The following is a 16,657-nucleotide window of genomic DNA, read 5'->3' as shown; positions in this document are numbered from 1 at the left end:
TCTTCCGCTCGGGAGATCGATCCTGTCCGACGACAACTGGCTTTCCGTGCAGGAGGCCGGTCAGGCGATCGCCGCCGGCCGGCTGACCGCGCGTGCGCTCGTCGAGGCGTGCCTGGCGCGGATCGAAACGCTCGACCCGGTGCTGGGGGCGTGGGTCGCGCTCGACGCCGGCGGCGCGCGGGCGGCGGCCGACAGGGCCGACCGGGAGCTGGCGGCGGGCCGGTCGCGCGGGCCGCTGCACGGCATCCCCTACGGCCTGAAGGACATCCTGTTCACCCGCGAGCTGCCGACGCTTGCCGCGTCCCGGCGTCCGCCCGTCGACGACGGGACCGAGGCCGAGGTACATCACCGGCTGCGCGATGCCGGGGCGATCCTGGTCGGCAAGCTGAACACCTACGAGTACGGCACCGGTACCGGCGCGGTGTTCGACGACCTGCCGGCACCGCTGGCCCGCAACCCCTGGAACCCCGACCACTTCACCGGCGGATCCAGCACCGGCGCCGGCTGCGCGGTCGCCGCCGGCATGGTGCCGTTCGCCATCGGGACCGACACCGGCGGGTCGGTCCGGCTGCCGGCCGCCGCCTGCGGCCTGGTCGGGCTGAAGGCGACCTACGATCTGGTGCCGCGCGACGGCATGCTGCCGAACTGCCCGTCGCAGGACCATGTCGGACCGCTGGCCCGCACGGTCGCCGACGCGGCACTGGTGCTCGATGTCGTCGGCCGGGCGGCCCCGGTCGCCGGTGCGGCGGCGCCCGGCCGGCTCGACGGCCTGCGGGTCGCGGTCGTCCGGTCGTTCCACGACACCGATCCGGTCGCCGTTCCGGCGGTCGCCGAGGCGTTCGAGCGCGCCGCCCGCTCGCTGTCGTCGCTCGGCGCCGAGATCGTGGACCGGCGGGTCGCCGCCGGCCTGCGCGACTTCCGGGCCTGCGGCCGCATCGTCAACGCCGCCGAGAGCCACGCCATCCACCGCGGCCGGCTGGCCGAGCCGGAGACCCTCGGGACCGCGCTGCGCGACAAGCTGGAGGCAGCGGCAGGGCTGGGCGCCGCCGACTATCTCGACGCGCTGCGCTGGCGCCGCGCCCTGGTGGGAACCCTGGTCGCCGCCATGGAAGGCTGCGACGCGATGCTGTGCGCCGGGACCATGGCGCCGGCCCCGCGGCTGGACGACGAGACCGGATGCGCCGGGTTCACCGGCGACTCCGCGATGACCCCGTTCAGCCTCTCCGGCCAGCCGTCACTGGTACTGTCGACCGGCCTCGACGGCGCCGGCCTGCCGGTCGGCATGCAACTGGCGACCCGGCCGTTCGCGGAGGCCCTGCTGGTCCGGATCGCGGCGGCCCTTGAGGCCGACAGCGGCTTCGCCGGGCGGCGGCCGACCGATCCGCCGGCCGGCGCCGGACCCAATGCCCGGCCGCCGGCCGCGCCGTCCCGCGACGGGCGGGCCGGTCGGCTTGCCGCCGGCATGGCCGAGAGCGTCGGCCGGATCCCGCGACCGCTGCCCGACCGTCTCGGGTCCGCCCTGGTGTTCGATCCGAAGGAGACATGGCGATGACCGCCGAGACCCTGACCGCGACCGAGGCCGCGCAGGCGATGGCCGACGGCCGGCTGACCGCCGTCGCCCTGGTGACCGCCTGCCTGGACCGCATCGCCGCGCGCGACGACGCGGTGCGCGCCTGGCTGCACCTCGACCGCGACGGCGCCCTGGCCGCCGCGGCGGACCGGGATGCCGAGCGCGCCGCCGGCCGGCTGCGCGGGCCGCTGCACGGCGTGCCGTTCGGGGTGAAGGACGTGATCGACGTGGCCGGGCTGCCCTGCACCCACAACTCGCCGCTGCACCGCGACCGGGTGGCGGCCGACGACGCCGGCTGCGTGGCGGTGCTGCGGGCCGCCGGGGCGATCCCGCTGGGCAAGACCGACACCGTGGAGTTCGCCGCCGCCGGCAACCTGCCGGCGACCCGCAACCCGCACGACCCGGCGCGTACCGCCGGCGGCTCGTCCAGCGGTTCCGGGGCGGCGGTCGCCGACCTGCAGGTACCGGTGAGCTTCGGGACCCAGACCGGCGGCTCGGTGATCCGGCCGGCGGCCTATTGCGGCTGCTACGCCCTGAAGCCGACCTGGGGCGCGGTCAGCCGGGAGGGCGCCAAGCTGTACTCGGCCACGCTCGACACCATCGGCTGGTACGCCCGCAGCGTGGCCGACCTGGCGTTGGTCGCCGGGGTGCTGGACCTGCCGGTCGAGCCGCCGCGACCGCTGCAGGGGCTGCGGGTCGCGCTGTGCCGTTCGCCCTATGCCGATCTCGCCTCGGAGGCGGCGCACGCCGCCCTGGACGCCGCCGTCCGCGCGATCGAAGCGGCCGGGGCGATCGTCGTCGAGCGCGAGCTGCCGCCGTCGATGGGCGACCTGAATGCCACCAAGGAAACCATCATGGGCGGCGAGGGGCGGGCGGCGTTCCTGCCGACCTACCGGGTCCACGGCGACGGCCTGAACGATCGGCTGCGCGCCCATGTCGAGAACCGCAAGGGCATCACCCCGGCCGGGCTGCGCGCCGCCCTCGACCACGCCGCCCAGTCGCGGGTCGCGTTCGAGGCCTACTACCGCGACGTCGACGTGGTGCTGTCGCTGGCTGCGACCGGCGAGGCCGACCCGGTCGCCCCGGATCACACCGGCAGCCCGCTGCTGAACGCGCTGTGGACGCTGCTGCATACCCCGGTGGTGTCGATCCCGGCGGGCGACGGCCCGAACGGCCTGCCGCTGGCGGTCCAGCTGATCGGCTTCCGCCACGCCGACGGCGCGTTGCTGGCGGCGGCGGACGCGGTGGCGCGGGTGGTCGACCCGCGGTTCGGGAAGGTCAGGGTGCCGGGGTGAATCGAGCCTGCCGGCCGGTGGGTTCCGGCTCGGCCGCGCCGGGGCGGCTCGTCCGTCCGGAATGACGACAAGAAGGAGAAGACGGCGCACCCCACCCCGACGTCATTCCGGACCGGATCGCCGGAGGCGGGACGGAGCCGGAGCCACGGAGCGTCGCGCCCGGAAGGTCCGTCGGGCCTCACGATCCCGGGACGACTCCCGCCGGCAGGCTCGCGCAGTACTTCGCGATCTCGCCGGGCGTGGTGACCCAGAGCTGGTCGCGCTTCGCCAGAATCCGCTCCATCGCGCGGCGCAGGCCGCGCAGCCGGAACGGCTGGCCGATGATGAACGGGTGCAGCACCACGGTGAACACCAGCGGCCACTTGGCCGACTGCAGCAGCATCTCGTCGAACTGGTCGACGATCATGTCCTCGAAGTCGCGGGCCGCCTGCTGGCGGAACACCAGGGCCGGCGAGTCGTTCAGCTCGATCGAGTAGGGGACCGACAGGATCGGGCCGGAGCGGGTGCGCATCCAGAACGGCTGGTCGTCGGCCGGCCAGTCCATGACGTAGTCGTAGCCGGCCTCCTTCAGCAGGTCGAGGGTGACCGGGGTCTGCGCCAGGTAGGGGCCGAGCCAGCCGGTCGGACGCACGCCGCCCATGTGCCGGGCGATGCCGGCGCTGGTGTCCTCGATCAGCTGCCTTTCGCCGGCCTCGTCCAGCACGTCCTGGCGCTCGGCGTTGGTGCGGCCGTGGCCGACCGCCTCGTCGCCGCGCGCCCGGATGCGCTCGCCGATCTCCGGGCACTCGTCCAGCAGCAGCGAGTTCAGGTTGTGCGAGGCCGGCACCTGCATCTCGTCCAGCAGGTCGAACAGGTACCACTGGCCGACGCGGTTGCCGTAGTCGCGCCAGGCGTAGTTCCGGGTGGTCTGCGGGGCGGTCAGGCTGGCACTGTCGCTGCCCAGGCCGGACAGGAAGCCGAAGGTCTCGATGTTGTTGCAGAAGCACACGGCGAGGCGCTTGCCGTCCGGCCAGGCGTAGTCCGGACGCCGGCTCAGCGGCACGTAGTCATAGCGGTCGTGCTTCGGCAGCTGCATGGTTCTGTCCACCGGCGGGAGGCTGGAAAACGGCGCCCCACGGCGCCTCCGGCATCTTGACAAGGCGCCGGACGGCCCGTCAACTGTCGACAATTCTGCAGGCCGTTTCCGCCGTCCGTTGCCGTCGTCTGGGAGGTCGCCATGCGCCCGTGGAGCAGCGTCATCAGCGAGGAGGAGGAGCGTCGCTACGAGGCCGCCGGCTTCGGCCGCTCGGGCGGCATCGGATCGCGCCCGGCCCTGCTGATCATCGACGTCCAGTACCGCACCGTCGGCACCGAGCGGCTGCCCTACTGGGAGGCGATCAAGGAGTATCCCACGTCCTGCGGCGAGGACGGCTGGGCGGCGGTCGACCACATCGCGCCGCTGCTCGCCGAGTTCCGGCGCCTGGGCCTGCCGGTGCTGTACCCGCATGTGGCGCCGAAGAACGCCGACACCGATTCCGGCCGGCTGGCCGAGAAGGTGCCGTCGATCATGACCATCGACCAGCGGGGCTACGCGTTCGTCGAGCAGGTGGCGCCGGTGAAGGGCGACGTGCTGCTGCCGAAGAAGCACCCCAGCGCGTTCTTCGGCACGCCGCTGGTCAGCCACCTGATCGATCTCGGCGCCGACACCCTGTTCGTCACCGGCTGCACCACCAGCGGCTGCGTGCGGTCGTCGGTCAGCGACGCCTTCGCCTACAACTTCAAGGTCGTGGTGCCGCAGGAATGCGTCTACGACCGCAGCCCGACCTCGCATGCCGCCAACCTGTTCGACATGAACGCCAAATACGCCGACGTCATGCCGACCGCCGACGCCATCGCGGCACTGCGCAAGGCGGTCGCCGGCCCGGCCCGCGCGGCCGGCGAATGAGCGGGGCGGGCGAATGAGCGGGGCGGGCGACGACGCGGCCCGGATCGCCACCGGGCTGTCCGCCCTGACGGAATGGTCCGCGGCCCTGCGCTGGACCGACATTCCCGAGGCGATCCGGCGGCGCGCCGCGGTGGTGCTGGCCGACGACCTGGCGGCGATCGTCGCCGCCCGCGACGAGCCCGAGCTTATCGCCCTGCACGACGGCATGGCGCGCTCGTCCGGCCGGCCCGAGGCCACCGTGTTCAACGCGCGCGGCCAGCGCCTGGACCGCTATTCCGCCGCCACCGCCAACGGCAGCGCCGCCGACTGGTGCGAACTCGACGAGGGCTATCGCCGGGTGATCTGCCATGCCGGGCTGTACTGCGTGCCGGCACTGCTGGCCGAGGCCGAGGCGACCGGCGCGACCGGCGAGGACCTGCTGCGGGCGCTGGCGATCGGCTACGAGACCGCCGCCAGGGTGGCCCGCGCCTTCACCTGGCAGACCCTGACCCTGCATCCGCACGGCAGCCTGGCCGCCGTCGGCGCGGCGGCGACGGTGGCGGCGCTGCGCCGGCTGCCGGCGGCGACCGCGGCGGCGGCGATCGGCTCGGCCGCAACCATGGTGGTGCCGGGGCCGTTCAATCACACCGTCCAGGGCGCTCTGGTCCGCAACGTCTGGCCGGGCGTCGGCGCCTGGGCCGGGATGCGGGCGGTCGACTGGGCCGAAATCGGCATCGCCGGCCGGCCCGAGAGCCTGCACGACGTCTACGCCGCCGCCTTTGCCGGCGACTGCCACCCGCAGGAACTGACCGACGAACTGGGCGGTGCCTGGGCGCTGGCCGACGGCTATCACAAGCTGCACGCCTGCTGCCAGTACGCCCATTCCGCGGTCGAGGCGATGCTCGGCGCGCTGGACCGGCTGCCGGGCGCCGCCGCCGGCATCCGCCGTATCCACATCGACACCCACTGGCGCGGCCGCAAGCTGGACAACGCCCGGCCGGCGACGACGCTCGCCTCGAAGTTCTCGATGCAGCACATCCTGGCCTCGACCGCCGCGCACGGCCACGCCGGGGCAGAGGCGTTCCATGCCTCGACCCTGGCCGACCCGGCGGTCTCGGCGCTGCGCGAGAAGGTCAGCATCGGCGTCTTCGAGCCGGAACCGGCCTGGCCGAACGACCGGCCGGCGCGGGTCACGGTCGAGGCCGCCGACGGCACCCGGGTGACCGAGGAGTGCCTGAGCGCCCGCGGCGGGCCGGACCGGCCGTTCGCGCCGGAGGAGATCCGCGCCAAGATCGCCGGCATCGTGGAGAAGCCCTATCCCCGGATGGCGCCGGTGCTGCTACGGCTGCTCGACCTGGACCCGGAGCTGCTCGCCACGCCCTGGGACCGCATGGTGGCGGAGACGACCCGATGAGCGGTGGGACCGATACCGACCTGCTGGTGGTCGGCGCCGGGGCCTGCGGCTTGGCGGCGGCGATCGCCGCCCACGACGCGGGCATCCAGGTGGCGGTCGTCGAGAAGCTCGACCGGCCGGGCGGCAACTCGTCGCTCAGCACCGGCTCGGTGCCGGGGGCCGGCAGCCGCTACCAGCGCGAGGCCGGGATCGAGGATTCGCCCGACCGCATGGTCGCCGACCTGCAGGCGGTCGCCGGGCCGCACGACGCCGACCCGCTGACCCGGCTGATGGCCGCGCAGTCGGCGCCGCTGGTCGAATGGCTGATCGACGGGCTGGGCGCGCGCATGCGGCTGATCACGGAGTATCGGCATGTCGGCCATTCGGTGCCGCGCCTGCACGCCCCGAACTCGCGGCGCGGCCAGGACTTGGTCGACGACCTGCTGCGGTTCGTCGCCGAGCGCGGCATCCCGCTGGCGGTCGGCAACCCGGTCGAGGATCTGCTGGTCGAGGACGGCGCCGTGGTCGGCGCGCGCATCGGCGGCGAGCCGATCCGGGCCGGCAAGCTGCTGCTGTCCACCAACGGCTTCGCCGGCGACCGCGACCTGGTGCGGCGCTGGTGCCCGGAGATCGCCGGGGCCGAGTATTTCGGTGCCCGCGGCAGCACCGGCGAGGCGGTGCGCTGGGGCGAGCGGGTCGGGGCCGCCCTCGGCAACATGGCGGCCTACCAGGGTTATGCCGCCGTCGCCTACCCGCAGGGCAGCCTGCTGTCCTGGACCACGGTCGAGAAGGGCGGGATCCTGGTCGGCGCCGACGGCCGGCGGTTCGGCAACGAGGACGCCGGCTACTCCGGCTATGCCCCGGTGGTGATGGGGCAGGGGGAATTCGCCTGGGCGGTCTACGACCGCCGGATCCACGACGTCGCCATGCTCGAGGAAGAGTACGCCGAGATGGCGGCGATGGGGGGTGTGCGCTGGGGCGGCACCGCCGAGGCGGTGGCGACGGCGGCCGGCGTCGACCCGGCCGGTCTGGCGGCGACCGTGGCGGCCTACAACGCCGCCGCCGCCGGCCGGCGGGATGACCCGTTCGGCCGCACGCATTTCAACCTGGCGCCGCTCACTGGCGAACTCGGGATCGTCAAGGTGAAGCCGGGGCTGTTCCACACCCAGGGCGGCCTGATGGTCGACGACCACGCCCGCGTGCTGCGGCCCGACGGCACTCCGGTGCCGAACCTGTTCGCCGGCGGCGGGGCGGCGGCCGGGATCAGCGGGCGTGAGGGGGCCGGGGGATATGCCAGCGGCAACGGCCTGCTGACGGCGCTCGGGCTCGGTCGGATCGCCGGGCTCAGGGCGGCGGAAGAGGTGCGCGCGCGGCGGTAGGGACGCTCCCTTGTTCGTCTGGAATATTCCTATATGATATAAAGATATTCCCATGGGATATCTCATAATGGCCTTGTACATCCGCGATTCCGAGGTCGACGCTCTGGCGGAGGAGGTGCGCAGGGTCACCAAGGCCCGCACCAAGACCGAGGCGGTGCGTAGCGCCCTGCAGGCCCAGCTGGCGGCGGCGCGGCGGGCGTTGCCGTTGCGGGAGCGGCTGGCCCGCTCGAAGGCCATGGCCGATGCCATGGGCAGCGGGGATCGGGCGTTCGACATGAAGGCCTATACCGACGAGCTGTGGGGCGATTCCTGATGTTCGTCGACGCGTCGGCGATTGTCGCCATCCTGGGGCGCGAGCCGGGCTACCAGGAGATCGAGAAGCGGCTGGCTTCCGCCGATGGGCCGCTTTGGGTCTCGCCGCTGGTGAAGTTCGAGGCGGTCGCCGGCCTCGACCGGCTGAAGTCGGGCGTCGGCAGACCGACCCCGGACCTGTTGCGGCAGGCACAAGGCGCCGTCGACGCCTTCGTCGAGGACCTGGACGCGACCGAGATGGCGGTGTCGCCTGAGATCGGCAGGCTGGCGGTGGAAGCGTGCCGGGCCTACGGCAAGGCTGTCGGCCACCCGGCCGATCTCAATTTCGGGGACTGCTTCGCCTATGCCTGCGCGAAGGCGCTCGGCGTGGCCCTGATCTACAAGGGTGACGACTTCGCCCGCACCGACCTCGCCTGACGGTCCTCAGTAGCTCATCAGCCCCGGCAGGAAGAGCGAGATCGCCGGGAAGGCGATCAGCAGGCCGAGGGTGACCATGTCCATCAGCACGAACGGGGTCACGCCGGCGAATACCTCCTCCAGCGTCAGGGGGACCGGCGACGAGGAGCGGACCACGTAGACGTTCAGGCCGACCGGCGGCGTGAGCAGCGAGATCTCGGCCAGCTTGACCGAGATCACCCCCAGCCAGATCGGGTCGAAGCCGGCCCCCACCAGGATCGGGAACATCACCGGCAGGGTCATCACCATGATGGCGATCGGCTCCACGAACATGCCGAGGATCAGGTACAGCACCGCGAAGCAGGCGAGGTACAGGTAGGGCGACAGCTGCATCGCCAGCATGGCGTCCGAGATCGTGGTGATCAGCCCGGTGTAGGTCAGGAACCGGGCGAACAGCATGCCGCCGATCACGATGATGAAGATCACCGTGGTGGTGGTGCCGGCGTCCCGGAAGGTGTCGACCATGCCGCCGACCGACAGCCGGCGCTTGCCGAGAACGATCAGGAAGGCACCGAACGCGCCGATGGCGCCGGCATAGGTCGGGATGAACCAGCCGAAATAGATGCCGCCGATCACCAGCACGAACAGGAAGCCGATGCCCCAGACATGGGTCAGGGACTCCCAGCGATCCTTCCAGGCGATCCGGATGTCGGGCCGCGGGCACAGTTCCGGCTTCCACTTGGCGATCGCGACGATCCCGGCGATGAACACGGCGGCCGACAGCAGGCCGGGCAGCAGTCCCGCCATCAGCAGCTGGGCGATCGACTGCTCGGTGATGATCGCGTAGATCACCATCAGGATGCTGGGCGGGATCAGCGACGCCAGGGTGCCGGCGGCGGCGATGCAGCCGGCACTGAGGCGCTTGTCGTAGCCGAACCGGACCATCTCCGGCATCGCCATGCGCGTGAAGATCGCGGCGTTGACGATGGTCGAGCCGCAGGCCGCGCCGAATGCCGCAGAGGCCATCGTGGTGGCGATCGCCAGGCCGCCGGGCAGGCGCCCCAGCCAGTTGTAGGCGGCCCGGTACAGGTCGGTGGTCAGCGATGCCTGGGTGGCCAGGGACCCCATCAGGATGAACAGCGGAATCACCGCCAGGTCGAAGGAGTTCGTGGTGCTGAACGGGATCGTCGCCAGCTGCGCCCAGGCGGCGTCCGGCCCGATGGCCAGATAGATCCCGAGGATGCCGCCGAGCCCGAGCGAGATGCCGATGTGCACCCCGAGCGCCAGCAGGGTGAACAGCACGGCCCCGACCAGGATGCCGGTGGTGACTGGATCGAGCACCGCCTACCTCTCCACTACCTGTCCGACTTGGATTCGACGAGATCGGCATAGATCGGGTCGACCAGCTTCTCGGCTTCGGTCCCGGCGATCAGGTGGCCGAGGTCGACGATCACGTCGAGCGCGAGCCGGACGATCAGCAACCCGGTGCCGGTCGCCAGGATGATCCGTGCCGGATACAGCGGGAAGCGGATCAGGCCATCGGTCGCCTCTTCGATCTGGATGCTGAACTGCGCTTCGTTGATCGCCTGCCAGAGCAGCAGGCCGAAGAACAGCAGGCCGCACAGGTCGGCCAGGATGTCGAGCCCGGCGCGGCCGCGCGGCGGCAGCCGGGTATACAGCAACTCGACCCGGATATGGCTGCGCCGGATCTGGCCGTAGGTGAGGGCGCCGAACACGATCAGCACCATCGTGCTCTCGGTGATCTCGCGCGCGCCCGGCACCGGCTGGCCGAGCATCTGGGTGCCCACCACGTCGGCGGTGCCGAGGAACATCGACAGCAGCATGCCCAGGCCGCCGACCATCAGGACGCCGAGGGCAAGCCGTTCCAGGATCTTCGAGATGCTCCGCATCGCCGACCGCGGTCCCCCAAAATCGACAATCGCCCGCCCGGGCCCCGAAACGGTGGGGCCGGGCGGGCGATCAGGTTGGCCGGACCGCGTCAGTTCGCGGTCATCTCACGCCAGCGCTTGGCGACCATGGCGGCTTCGTCGCCCTGGCCCTTGCCCTTCATGTCCTCGACCCAGCCGGCCAGGACGTCGGGAGCAGCCGCGCGCCACTTGGCCATCTCGGCCGCCGGGAACGGCTTGAAGATGCCTCCCTTCGACTCGATCTCGGCCTTGGCCTCGCTCTCGACCTTGTCCAGGAACGGGATGTACTCGGCCTGGCTCTTCGCCGCCTGGTCGAGGAAGATCTCCTGGATGTCCTTCGGCAGCTTGTCCCAGCTGCGGTTGCCGATGACGATCAGGTGGCCGGCGATCGACATGATCGGGCCGCAGCTGTACTTGCCCGGCTCGTAGATCTTGGTGGCCAGGATGTTGCCCGGGTTGATGAACGAGTAGTCCAGCGACCCGCGCTGCAGGCCCTCGTAGATGTCGCCGACCCCGATGGTCACCGGGACCGCGCCGATCGCGCTCTGCACCTTCGGGATGTCGGCGCCGAAGCTGCGCACCTTCTTGCCCTTCAGGCCTTCGACCGTGTCGCAGTCCGGCGACGGGCCGGTCAGGTAGTACTCGCCGAGCGGCTGGTGGAACAGGAACCGGACGTTCATCTTGTCCAGCTCCGCCTTGAACATCGGCAGGTCCTTGTAGGACGCGATCGAGACCTCGATCGCCTGCTTGGACGAGTTGAACACGAACGGGATCTGGAACGCCTTCCAGAACCGCAGCTGGTCGGCATAGTAGCCCGGCACCACCGAGGCCATGTCGATGGCGCCCCGTCCGGCGAGGGGCAGCAGCTCGTTGCCCTTGCCGAGGCCTCCGGAATAGGTGATCTCGATGGTCACGCGGCCCTTGGTCCGCTCCTCGATCGCCTTGGCGAAGTTCTGCTCGGGGACGAGGAACTTGCTGTTCCCGAGATAGTGACCCCAGCGCAGCTTGAACTCGGCCTCGGCATGGGCCGACGCGGCGGCAGTCAGCGTCGTCAGCACGACCGCTGCCTGCACCAGCATTCGCATTGGTTTGTTCATTGGATACCTCCGTTCCCCGTGGACGCTCAGCCTGTTTCTTGTCCCGCGGTGGTCGACGACCGGCTTTCCGGGGCGGACGGCCGCTTTCCGTGGGATCGTGTCCCGAGGGAGCGGGCCGCTTTTCCGCCTGGATAGGCGGCCGGCGAAGCGGTCGAAGCCCTGCACCTTCCGTTCCGTCACCCCGCGGCATGATGGGCGGTAAACCGCATTCGGCCAAGCGGAGCTTTCGCTCGAGCCGGCCGGACAATCGGTCAACTGTTGACATTTTTGCGGTGCGGCGGCCTGCTGTCAACGCATTGCAGGGCCTCGAAACCGCAGGCCCGTGAAGGCCCAAACGCGACGGAGCCCCCGCTTGCCCGAATCAGCCGCAAAACGGTCGTCCCCGACCCCGAATGCGACCGATCTGCCGCGCCGGGAGGACTGGCGGGCGATCCTGGACGTGCTGGCCGAGCGTTGTTCGTGCCGGGATTTCGACGGCAGCCCGATCGACCGGTCGGTGCTGGCCGGGATCGTGGCCGACGGCACCGAGGCGCCGTCCTCCTGCAACCAGCAGCAATGGCACTTCATCGTGGTCGACGACGGCGCGCTGAAGCGCCGGGCCTGGGAGATCTCCGGCGGCAACCACCATTTCGCCGAGTGCTCGGCACTGATCTACCTGTGCTTCCAGAAGGGTTGGACCCACGGCAACTTCTCGGTCGTGCAGTCGGTCGCCGGGGCCGCCTACCACATGATGCTGAGCGCGCATCTGCGCGGCTTCTCGGCGATCTGGAACGCCGGCATCGGCGACAAGGCGGCGCTGGCGGACATGCTGGGCGTCCCGCCGACCTTCGAGATCCAGGGCGCGCTGGCGATCGGTCGGCCGAAGCCGTCGGCACCGGCCATGAAGGCGCCGCGCCGGCCGTTCGGGCAGGTCCACTCCTGGAACCGCTTTGAGCGCCCGGCGGTGACCCGGTATCCGGCGAAGCCGGCCGACGAGTATCCGTTCTTCGCCATCCGCAACGACGACAACCCGTTCGCGGTCTGGGACCCGGCCGAATGGGACTGGGGCCAGATCGCCGACTTCCGCGGCTACTCGGTGTGGGCCAAGTCGCCGCTGGCCGGGGTCTATGTCTCCCGCCGCCAGGGCGAGGCGACCGCTGTCGAACTCGAGCTGCTGCCGGCGCCGGCGGGCGACGGCCGTGTCGTCGAGATCATGCCGTGGGGTGGCACCTACAGCGTCGAGCTGCGCCACCGCCTGCCGCCGTCCGTGCATCTGCACCTGGCCGAGCTGTCACCGCACAACCTGGCCTTCGTGGAGGAGCGCTTCCGGCAGGAGGGGCTGCCGCTCGACCGGGTGTCCCTCGATCTGTTCGCCGACGGTCGGCTGCCCTACGCGGACGGCACGATCGACGCGGTCGTGCTGCCGCAGGTGCTCGAGCACATGCCGGATCCGGAGGCCGTGCTCGACGAGGTGCGGCGGGTGCTGCGGCCCGGCGGCCACGTCACGGTCAGCGTCCGCAACCGCGACTCCGCCTACGGCCGGCACTGGGCCGAGGTCGAGTCGCGCGCCCAGGTGCCGAACCAGGGGCCGTTCCAGCCGATACCGGCAGCATCGGTCGAGGGCTGGCTGGGCGAGCGCTTCGCGGTCGAGCAGGCGGTCGGCATCGGCAGCGGGACCAGCCACGACGCCGCCGTGCTGACCGGCCCGGCCCGGCTGTCCGGGCGGCTGTTCGCCGGTCGGTGGCGCCGTGAGTGACGGAAGCGCCTTGACGGGATCGGGAGCGGACGGCGCAGGTCGGCTCGTGGGTTCCGGTTCCGGTCCGCCTTTGGCGCTCCGGTCCGGAATGACGACGGAGGAAGAGGGTCGGCGGGCTGCGTCTCTCCCATCGTCGTCATTCCGGACGGACGCGCCGCCCGCGGCGCGGTCGAGCCGGAACCCACCCACCGCTCCGTCAGTCCTTGAGCCTGCGCGCCATGAACCGCCCGGTGCCGCGCGCGTCGTCGGCCAGCGCCCCGTCGCGGACCGCGAACCGGCCGCGCACCACGGTATGGACCACCCGGCACAGCATCTCCTGGCCCTCATAGACCGAGTAGCCGGCGTCGGTGGCGAGGCCGCCGCGTTCCACCGTCCACTTCGCCTTCATGTCGAGGATGCTGAAGTCGGCGTCGGCGCCGGGGGCGATCCGGCCCTTGCGCGGCGCCAGGCCCATGGCGTCGGCCGGCCTGGAGGTGACCATCGCGGCCAGCCGCTCGAGCGGGATGCCGCGGCGGTGATGGCCCTCGCTGAACAGCGCCGGCAGGAAGGCGTCGAGGCCCGGGAAGCCGGGCTGGGCCTTCCAGATGCCGCCGTCCTTCGAGGTCACCGGCCGGTGGATGTGGTCGGTGGCGACGGTGTCGATCTCGCCGCGCCGGATGCCCTCCCACAGCGCTTCGCGGTCGGCCGGCTCGCGCAGCGGCGGGTTGACCTTGGCCAGGGTGCCGCACGCGCTCGTCGTGTCGTGGGTCAGGTAGTGGGTGCAGGTCTCGATGGTGACCCGGCTGCCCTGGCGGCGCTGCTCGATCGCTGCCGCCAGCGCCTCGGCCGACGAGGTGTGCACGGTGTAGACCGGGGCGCCCACTACGCGGCCGAAGTAAGTGGCGCGGCGGATCGCGTCGGCCTCCACGAAGGGCGGGCGCGTCGCGTTCCAACTCGCCAGGCCGTCCCTGCCGTCCGGGTCGGCGGCCAGCACCCGGTCGCGCAGCACCCAGGCCACCTCGATGTTCTCCGGGTGCGGGCACAGCATGCCGCCGTGGTCGCGCAGCACCTCCAGCAGCCGGAACAGGAAGCCGTCGTCGGTTCCGGGCAGGCCGAGCCGCTTGCCCTCGTCGCCGCGGATGTTCATGAACAGCTTGGCGGTCGGCACGCCGAACTCGGCGATGTAGCGCGGCAGCTCGGCCAGCTGCTCGTCGGTGCTGATGACGAAATGGAAGCCGAAGTCGATGCGGGCGCCGGCCTCGGTCACTGCCTTCAGCTCGTCGAACAGCGGGCCGTAGGGCGTCGGGCTCATCACATAGGGGATGAAGCTGGTGACCCCGCCGATCGCCGCCGCCGCGGTCTCGGTGTCGGCGTCGGACGGCACCCGCGGGCGGGCGATGTCGCTGCCGTGGCCGAGATGCAGGTGCACGTCACAGGCCCCCGGCAGCACGGTCAGGCCGGCGACGTCCACGGTCTCCGCCGCCTCCGGGCCGGCGCTCGGCTCGGTCACCGCCAGGATCCGGCCCTCCGCCGCCAGCACGTCGACGCGCCGGAACCCCAGCCCCGGCAGCAGCACCTCGCCGCCCGCCAGCCGCAGGTCAACCTTGGTCATGTCGTTGTCTCCCTCGATGGTTCGATGCCTTCGGTCCCTGCGGCGACCGGCGTTTGCCGATGCCCGTCGCTCCATGGGTTCCGGCTCCGCCGCGCCACCGGCGCGCCGGCCCGGAATGACGACGGGAGGGGAAGCCGAGGCGACCTTCCTCCTTTCGTCATTCCGGACGAGGCGGGCCGCGGGAGCGGACCGGATCGAGCCGGAACCCACCCGATGCCGTCGCCGTCGAAGCGATCTGCTCCCGGAGCCCCGCCATGATCCGTGACCGCGTGCCGTACTCGCCGATCGTGACCCGGCCGCCGCTGCGCTGGCCGGATGGCGCGCGCGTCGCGGTCTGGGTGGTGCCGAACGTCGAGCACTACGAGTACATGCCGGACCCGATCGGCCCGCGCGACCCGTGGCCGCGCATGCCGCATCCGGACGTGCTCGGCTACGGGACCCGCGACTACGGCAACCGGGTCGGGCTGTGGCGCATGATGGAGGTGACCGACCGCCTCGGCATTCCCTGCACGGTGTCCCTGAACATGGCGAACTGGGAGCACTATCCCGAGATCATGGCTGCCATGGTCGAGCGCGACTGGGACGTGCTGTGCCACGGCGTCTACAACACCCAGTACCACTGGGGCATGGCCGAGGACGACGAGCGGGCAATCATCGCCGACTGCGTCGCGACCTACCGCCGCTTCACCGGCAAGCAGCTCAGGGGCTGGTTCTCGCCGGCCGCCACCTTCACCCACAACACACCCGACCTCGTCGCCGAGGCCGGCATCACCTACTATTGCGACTGGTATCACGACGACCAGCCGACCGAGATGGCGGTGCGCAGCGGTCGCCTTGTGACCGTGCCGTACCAGATGGACGTCAACGACGCGATGGTCTGGCGCCACCCGTTCGAGGGCGAGGACTTCGCGCGCATGATCACCGACCATTTCGACACCCTGTGGGACGAGGGCGGCGAGCAAGGCCGCGTCGTCTGCATCGCCCTGCACCCGTACATCATGGGACACCCGCACCGGATCCGGCACCTGGAGCGGGCGCTCCGGCACATCGTCGAGCGCGACGGCGTGTGGCTGGCCACCGGCAGCCAGATCGCAGACTGGTACATTTCCCAGCAGTCCACGGTGGAGGGCAACTAGATGCCGTCCTATCGCGCCCCGGGCATGGACCACGACCTGTACCCGTTCTCGGCCCTGCCGGACCGGCCGCCGCTGCGCTGGCCGGGCGGCGCCCGGGTGGCGTTCACGGTCACCCTTCACCTCGAGCACTGGGAGCTCGACCCACCGGCCTCGGCGGTGCGCGATCCGCGCTTCAAGGACCCGATGGGGGACTTCCGGCCCGACTACCGGGCCTACACGCTGCGGGAATACGGCAACCGGGTCGGCATCTTCCGGGTGTTCGAGGCGCTCGACCGCCATGGCATCCGCCCGACCGTGGCGGCGAACGCCGCGGCCTGCGAGCGCTATCCCTATCTGGTCGAGGAGTGCCTGCGGCGCGGCTGGGAGTTTGCGGCGCACGCCACCCATGCCACCCGGATGGTGACCGCCAAGCTGGACGAGGCGCGCGAGCGCGAGCTGATCGCCCGATCGGTCGACGCCGTGGCGGCGGCCACCGGCAGCCGGCCGCGCGGCTGGGTCGCCCAGGATTTCGGCGAGACCGTGCGCACGCCCCGCCTGCTGGCGGAGGCCGGCCTGGACTACGTGGCCGACTGGCCGAACGACGACCAGCCCTACCGGATGACCACGGAGCCGGCGCTGGTCTCGATCCCGTGTCAGGCGGAGTGGGACGATGTACAATTGCTGTGGCATCGCCGGGTCTTCAGCCACCGCTATCCGGCCCTGGTGGCGGAGGCGCTGTCGGTGCTGCACGAGGAAGCGGCCGGCTCCGGCCGTTATTTCGGGCTGGGACTGCATCCATGGCTGATTGGCATGCCGCACCGCATCCGCTACCTGAACGAGGCGCTTGACCGGATCGCCGGCTTCGACAGCCTGTGGCAGGCGACGCTCGGCGAGGTCGCGACGCATATGAGAACGAAAGAGGCCGCCGGCGCCTGACATCGGG

The 16,657-nt window shown here is 71.5% G+C and carries 15 protein-coding genes; 10 read left to right on the top strand and 5 right to left on the bottom strand.

Annotated features, from left to right (window positions below; translation table 11 throughout):
* Positions 1-46 precede the first annotated feature (46 nt).
* Positions 47-1,552, top strand: a complete 1,506-nt coding sequence (locus RIC31_RS19530) for an amidase (RefSeq protein ID WP_350111674.1) — start codon at positions 47-49, stop codon at positions 1,550-1,552.
* Positions 1,549-2,865, top strand: a complete 1,317-nt coding sequence (locus RIC31_RS19525; protein ID WP_350111672.1) for an amidase — start codon at positions 1,549-1,551, stop codon at positions 2,863-2,865. The genes RIC31_RS19530 and RIC31_RS19525 overlap by 4 nt, the downstream gene beginning before the upstream one ends.
* A gap of 178 nt (positions 2,866-3,043) precedes the next feature.
* Here RIC31_RS19525 and RIC31_RS19520 read toward each other — a convergent pair whose 3' ends face one another.
* On the bottom strand, positions 3,044-3,940 hold the full coding sequence (locus tag RIC31_RS19520) for a polysaccharide deacetylase family protein (protein ID WP_350111670.1): 897 nt from the start codon (positions 3,938-3,940) through the stop codon (positions 3,044-3,046).
* Positions 3,941-4,081: 141 nt separating this feature from the next.
* Between RIC31_RS19520 and RIC31_RS19515 the strand changes: the two genes are divergently transcribed.
* From RIC31_RS19515 to RIC31_RS19495, 5 genes are all read left to right on the top strand, one after another.
* The gene (locus RIC31_RS19515; protein ID WP_350111668.1) at positions 4,082-4,789 is read left to right on the top strand and encodes an isochorismatase family protein; all 708 of its coding nucleotides are present in this window, start codon (positions 4,082-4,084) and stop codon (positions 4,787-4,789) included.
* Positions 4,790-4,802: 13 nt separating this feature from the next.
* On the top strand, positions 4,803-6,182 hold the full coding sequence (locus tag RIC31_RS19510) for an MmgE/PrpD family protein (RefSeq protein ID WP_350111666.1): 1,380 nt from the start codon (positions 4,803-4,805) through the stop codon (positions 6,180-6,182).
* Positions 6,179-7,540 carry an FAD-dependent oxidoreductase gene (locus RIC31_RS19505; protein WP_350111664.1) on the top strand — a complete coding sequence of 454 codons (1,362 nt, stop codon included), beginning with the start codon at positions 6,179-6,181 and terminating at the stop codon, positions 7,538-7,540. The genes RIC31_RS19510 and RIC31_RS19505 overlap by 4 nt, the downstream gene beginning before the upstream one ends.
* 67 nt (positions 7,541-7,607) lie before the next feature.
* On the top strand, positions 7,608-7,853 hold the full coding sequence (locus RIC31_RS19500) for a type II toxin-antitoxin system VapB family antitoxin (RefSeq protein WP_350111662.1): 246 nt from the start codon (positions 7,608-7,610) through the stop codon (positions 7,851-7,853).
* The gene (locus RIC31_RS19495) at positions 7,853-8,269 is read left to right on the top strand and encodes a type II toxin-antitoxin system VapC family toxin (RefSeq protein WP_350111660.1); all 417 of its coding nucleotides are present in this window, start codon (positions 7,853-7,855) and stop codon (positions 8,267-8,269) included. The genes RIC31_RS19500 and RIC31_RS19495 overlap by 1 nt, the downstream gene beginning before the upstream one ends.
* Positions 8,270-8,275: 6 nt before the next feature.
* On the opposite strand, the gene RIC31_RS19490 is transcribed toward RIC31_RS19495, so the two are convergent.
* The 3 genes from RIC31_RS19490 to RIC31_RS19480 form a co-directional block, all read right to left on the bottom strand.
* Positions 8,276-9,589, bottom strand: coding sequence for a TRAP transporter large permease (locus RIC31_RS19490; protein WP_350111658.1), 1,314 nt, complete (start codon positions 9,587-9,589; stop codon positions 8,276-8,278).
* A gap of 14 nt (positions 9,590-9,603) precedes the next feature.
* Positions 9,604-10,158, bottom strand: a complete 555-nt coding sequence (locus tag RIC31_RS19485) for a TRAP transporter small permease subunit (RefSeq protein WP_350111655.1) — start codon at positions 10,156-10,158, stop codon at positions 9,604-9,606.
* 89 nt (positions 10,159-10,247) lie between these two features.
* Positions 10,248-11,273, bottom strand: coding sequence for a C4-dicarboxylate TRAP transporter substrate-binding protein (locus tag RIC31_RS19480; protein ID WP_350111653.1), 1,026 nt, complete (start codon positions 11,271-11,273; stop codon positions 10,248-10,250).
* Positions 11,274-11,625: 352 nt separating this feature from the next.
* On the opposite strand from RIC31_RS19480, the gene RIC31_RS19475 reads away from it, so the two are divergent.
* Positions 11,626-13,008 (top strand): nitroreductase family protein, encoded by a 1,383-nt coding sequence (locus RIC31_RS19475; RefSeq protein ID WP_350111651.1) that lies wholly within the window; start codon positions 11,626-11,628, stop codon positions 13,006-13,008.
* A 196-nt stretch (positions 13,009-13,204) separates the two neighbouring features.
* Here the strand turns inward: RIC31_RS19475 and RIC31_RS19470 are convergent, their stop codons facing one another.
* A complete protein-coding gene (locus tag RIC31_RS19470) occupies positions 13,205-14,599 on the bottom strand; it encodes a dihydroorotase (RefSeq protein ID WP_350111649.1) in 1,395 nt (464 codons plus the stop codon).
* 254 nt (positions 14,600-14,853) lie between these two features.
* On the opposite strand from RIC31_RS19470, the gene RIC31_RS19465 reads away from it, so the two are divergent.
* The gene (locus tag RIC31_RS19465) at positions 14,854-15,735 is read left to right on the top strand and encodes a polysaccharide deacetylase family protein (RefSeq protein ID WP_350111647.1); all 882 of its coding nucleotides are present in this window, start codon (positions 14,854-14,856) and stop codon (positions 15,733-15,735) included.
* A complete protein-coding gene (locus RIC31_RS19460) occupies positions 15,736-16,650 on the top strand; it encodes a polysaccharide deacetylase family protein (protein ID WP_350111645.1) in 915 nt (304 codons plus the stop codon).
* The last annotated feature ends 7 nt before the right edge of the window (positions 16,651-16,657 follow it).

It is taken from the genome of Thalassobaculum sp., assembly GCF_040219615.1.
Classification (GTDB): Bacteria; Pseudomonadota; Alphaproteobacteria; order Thalassobaculales; family Thalassobaculaceae; genus Thalassobaculum_A.
The sequence above is the reverse complement of the archived record's forward strand: the minus strand, read 5'-3'. Positions and strand labels throughout refer to the sequence as shown.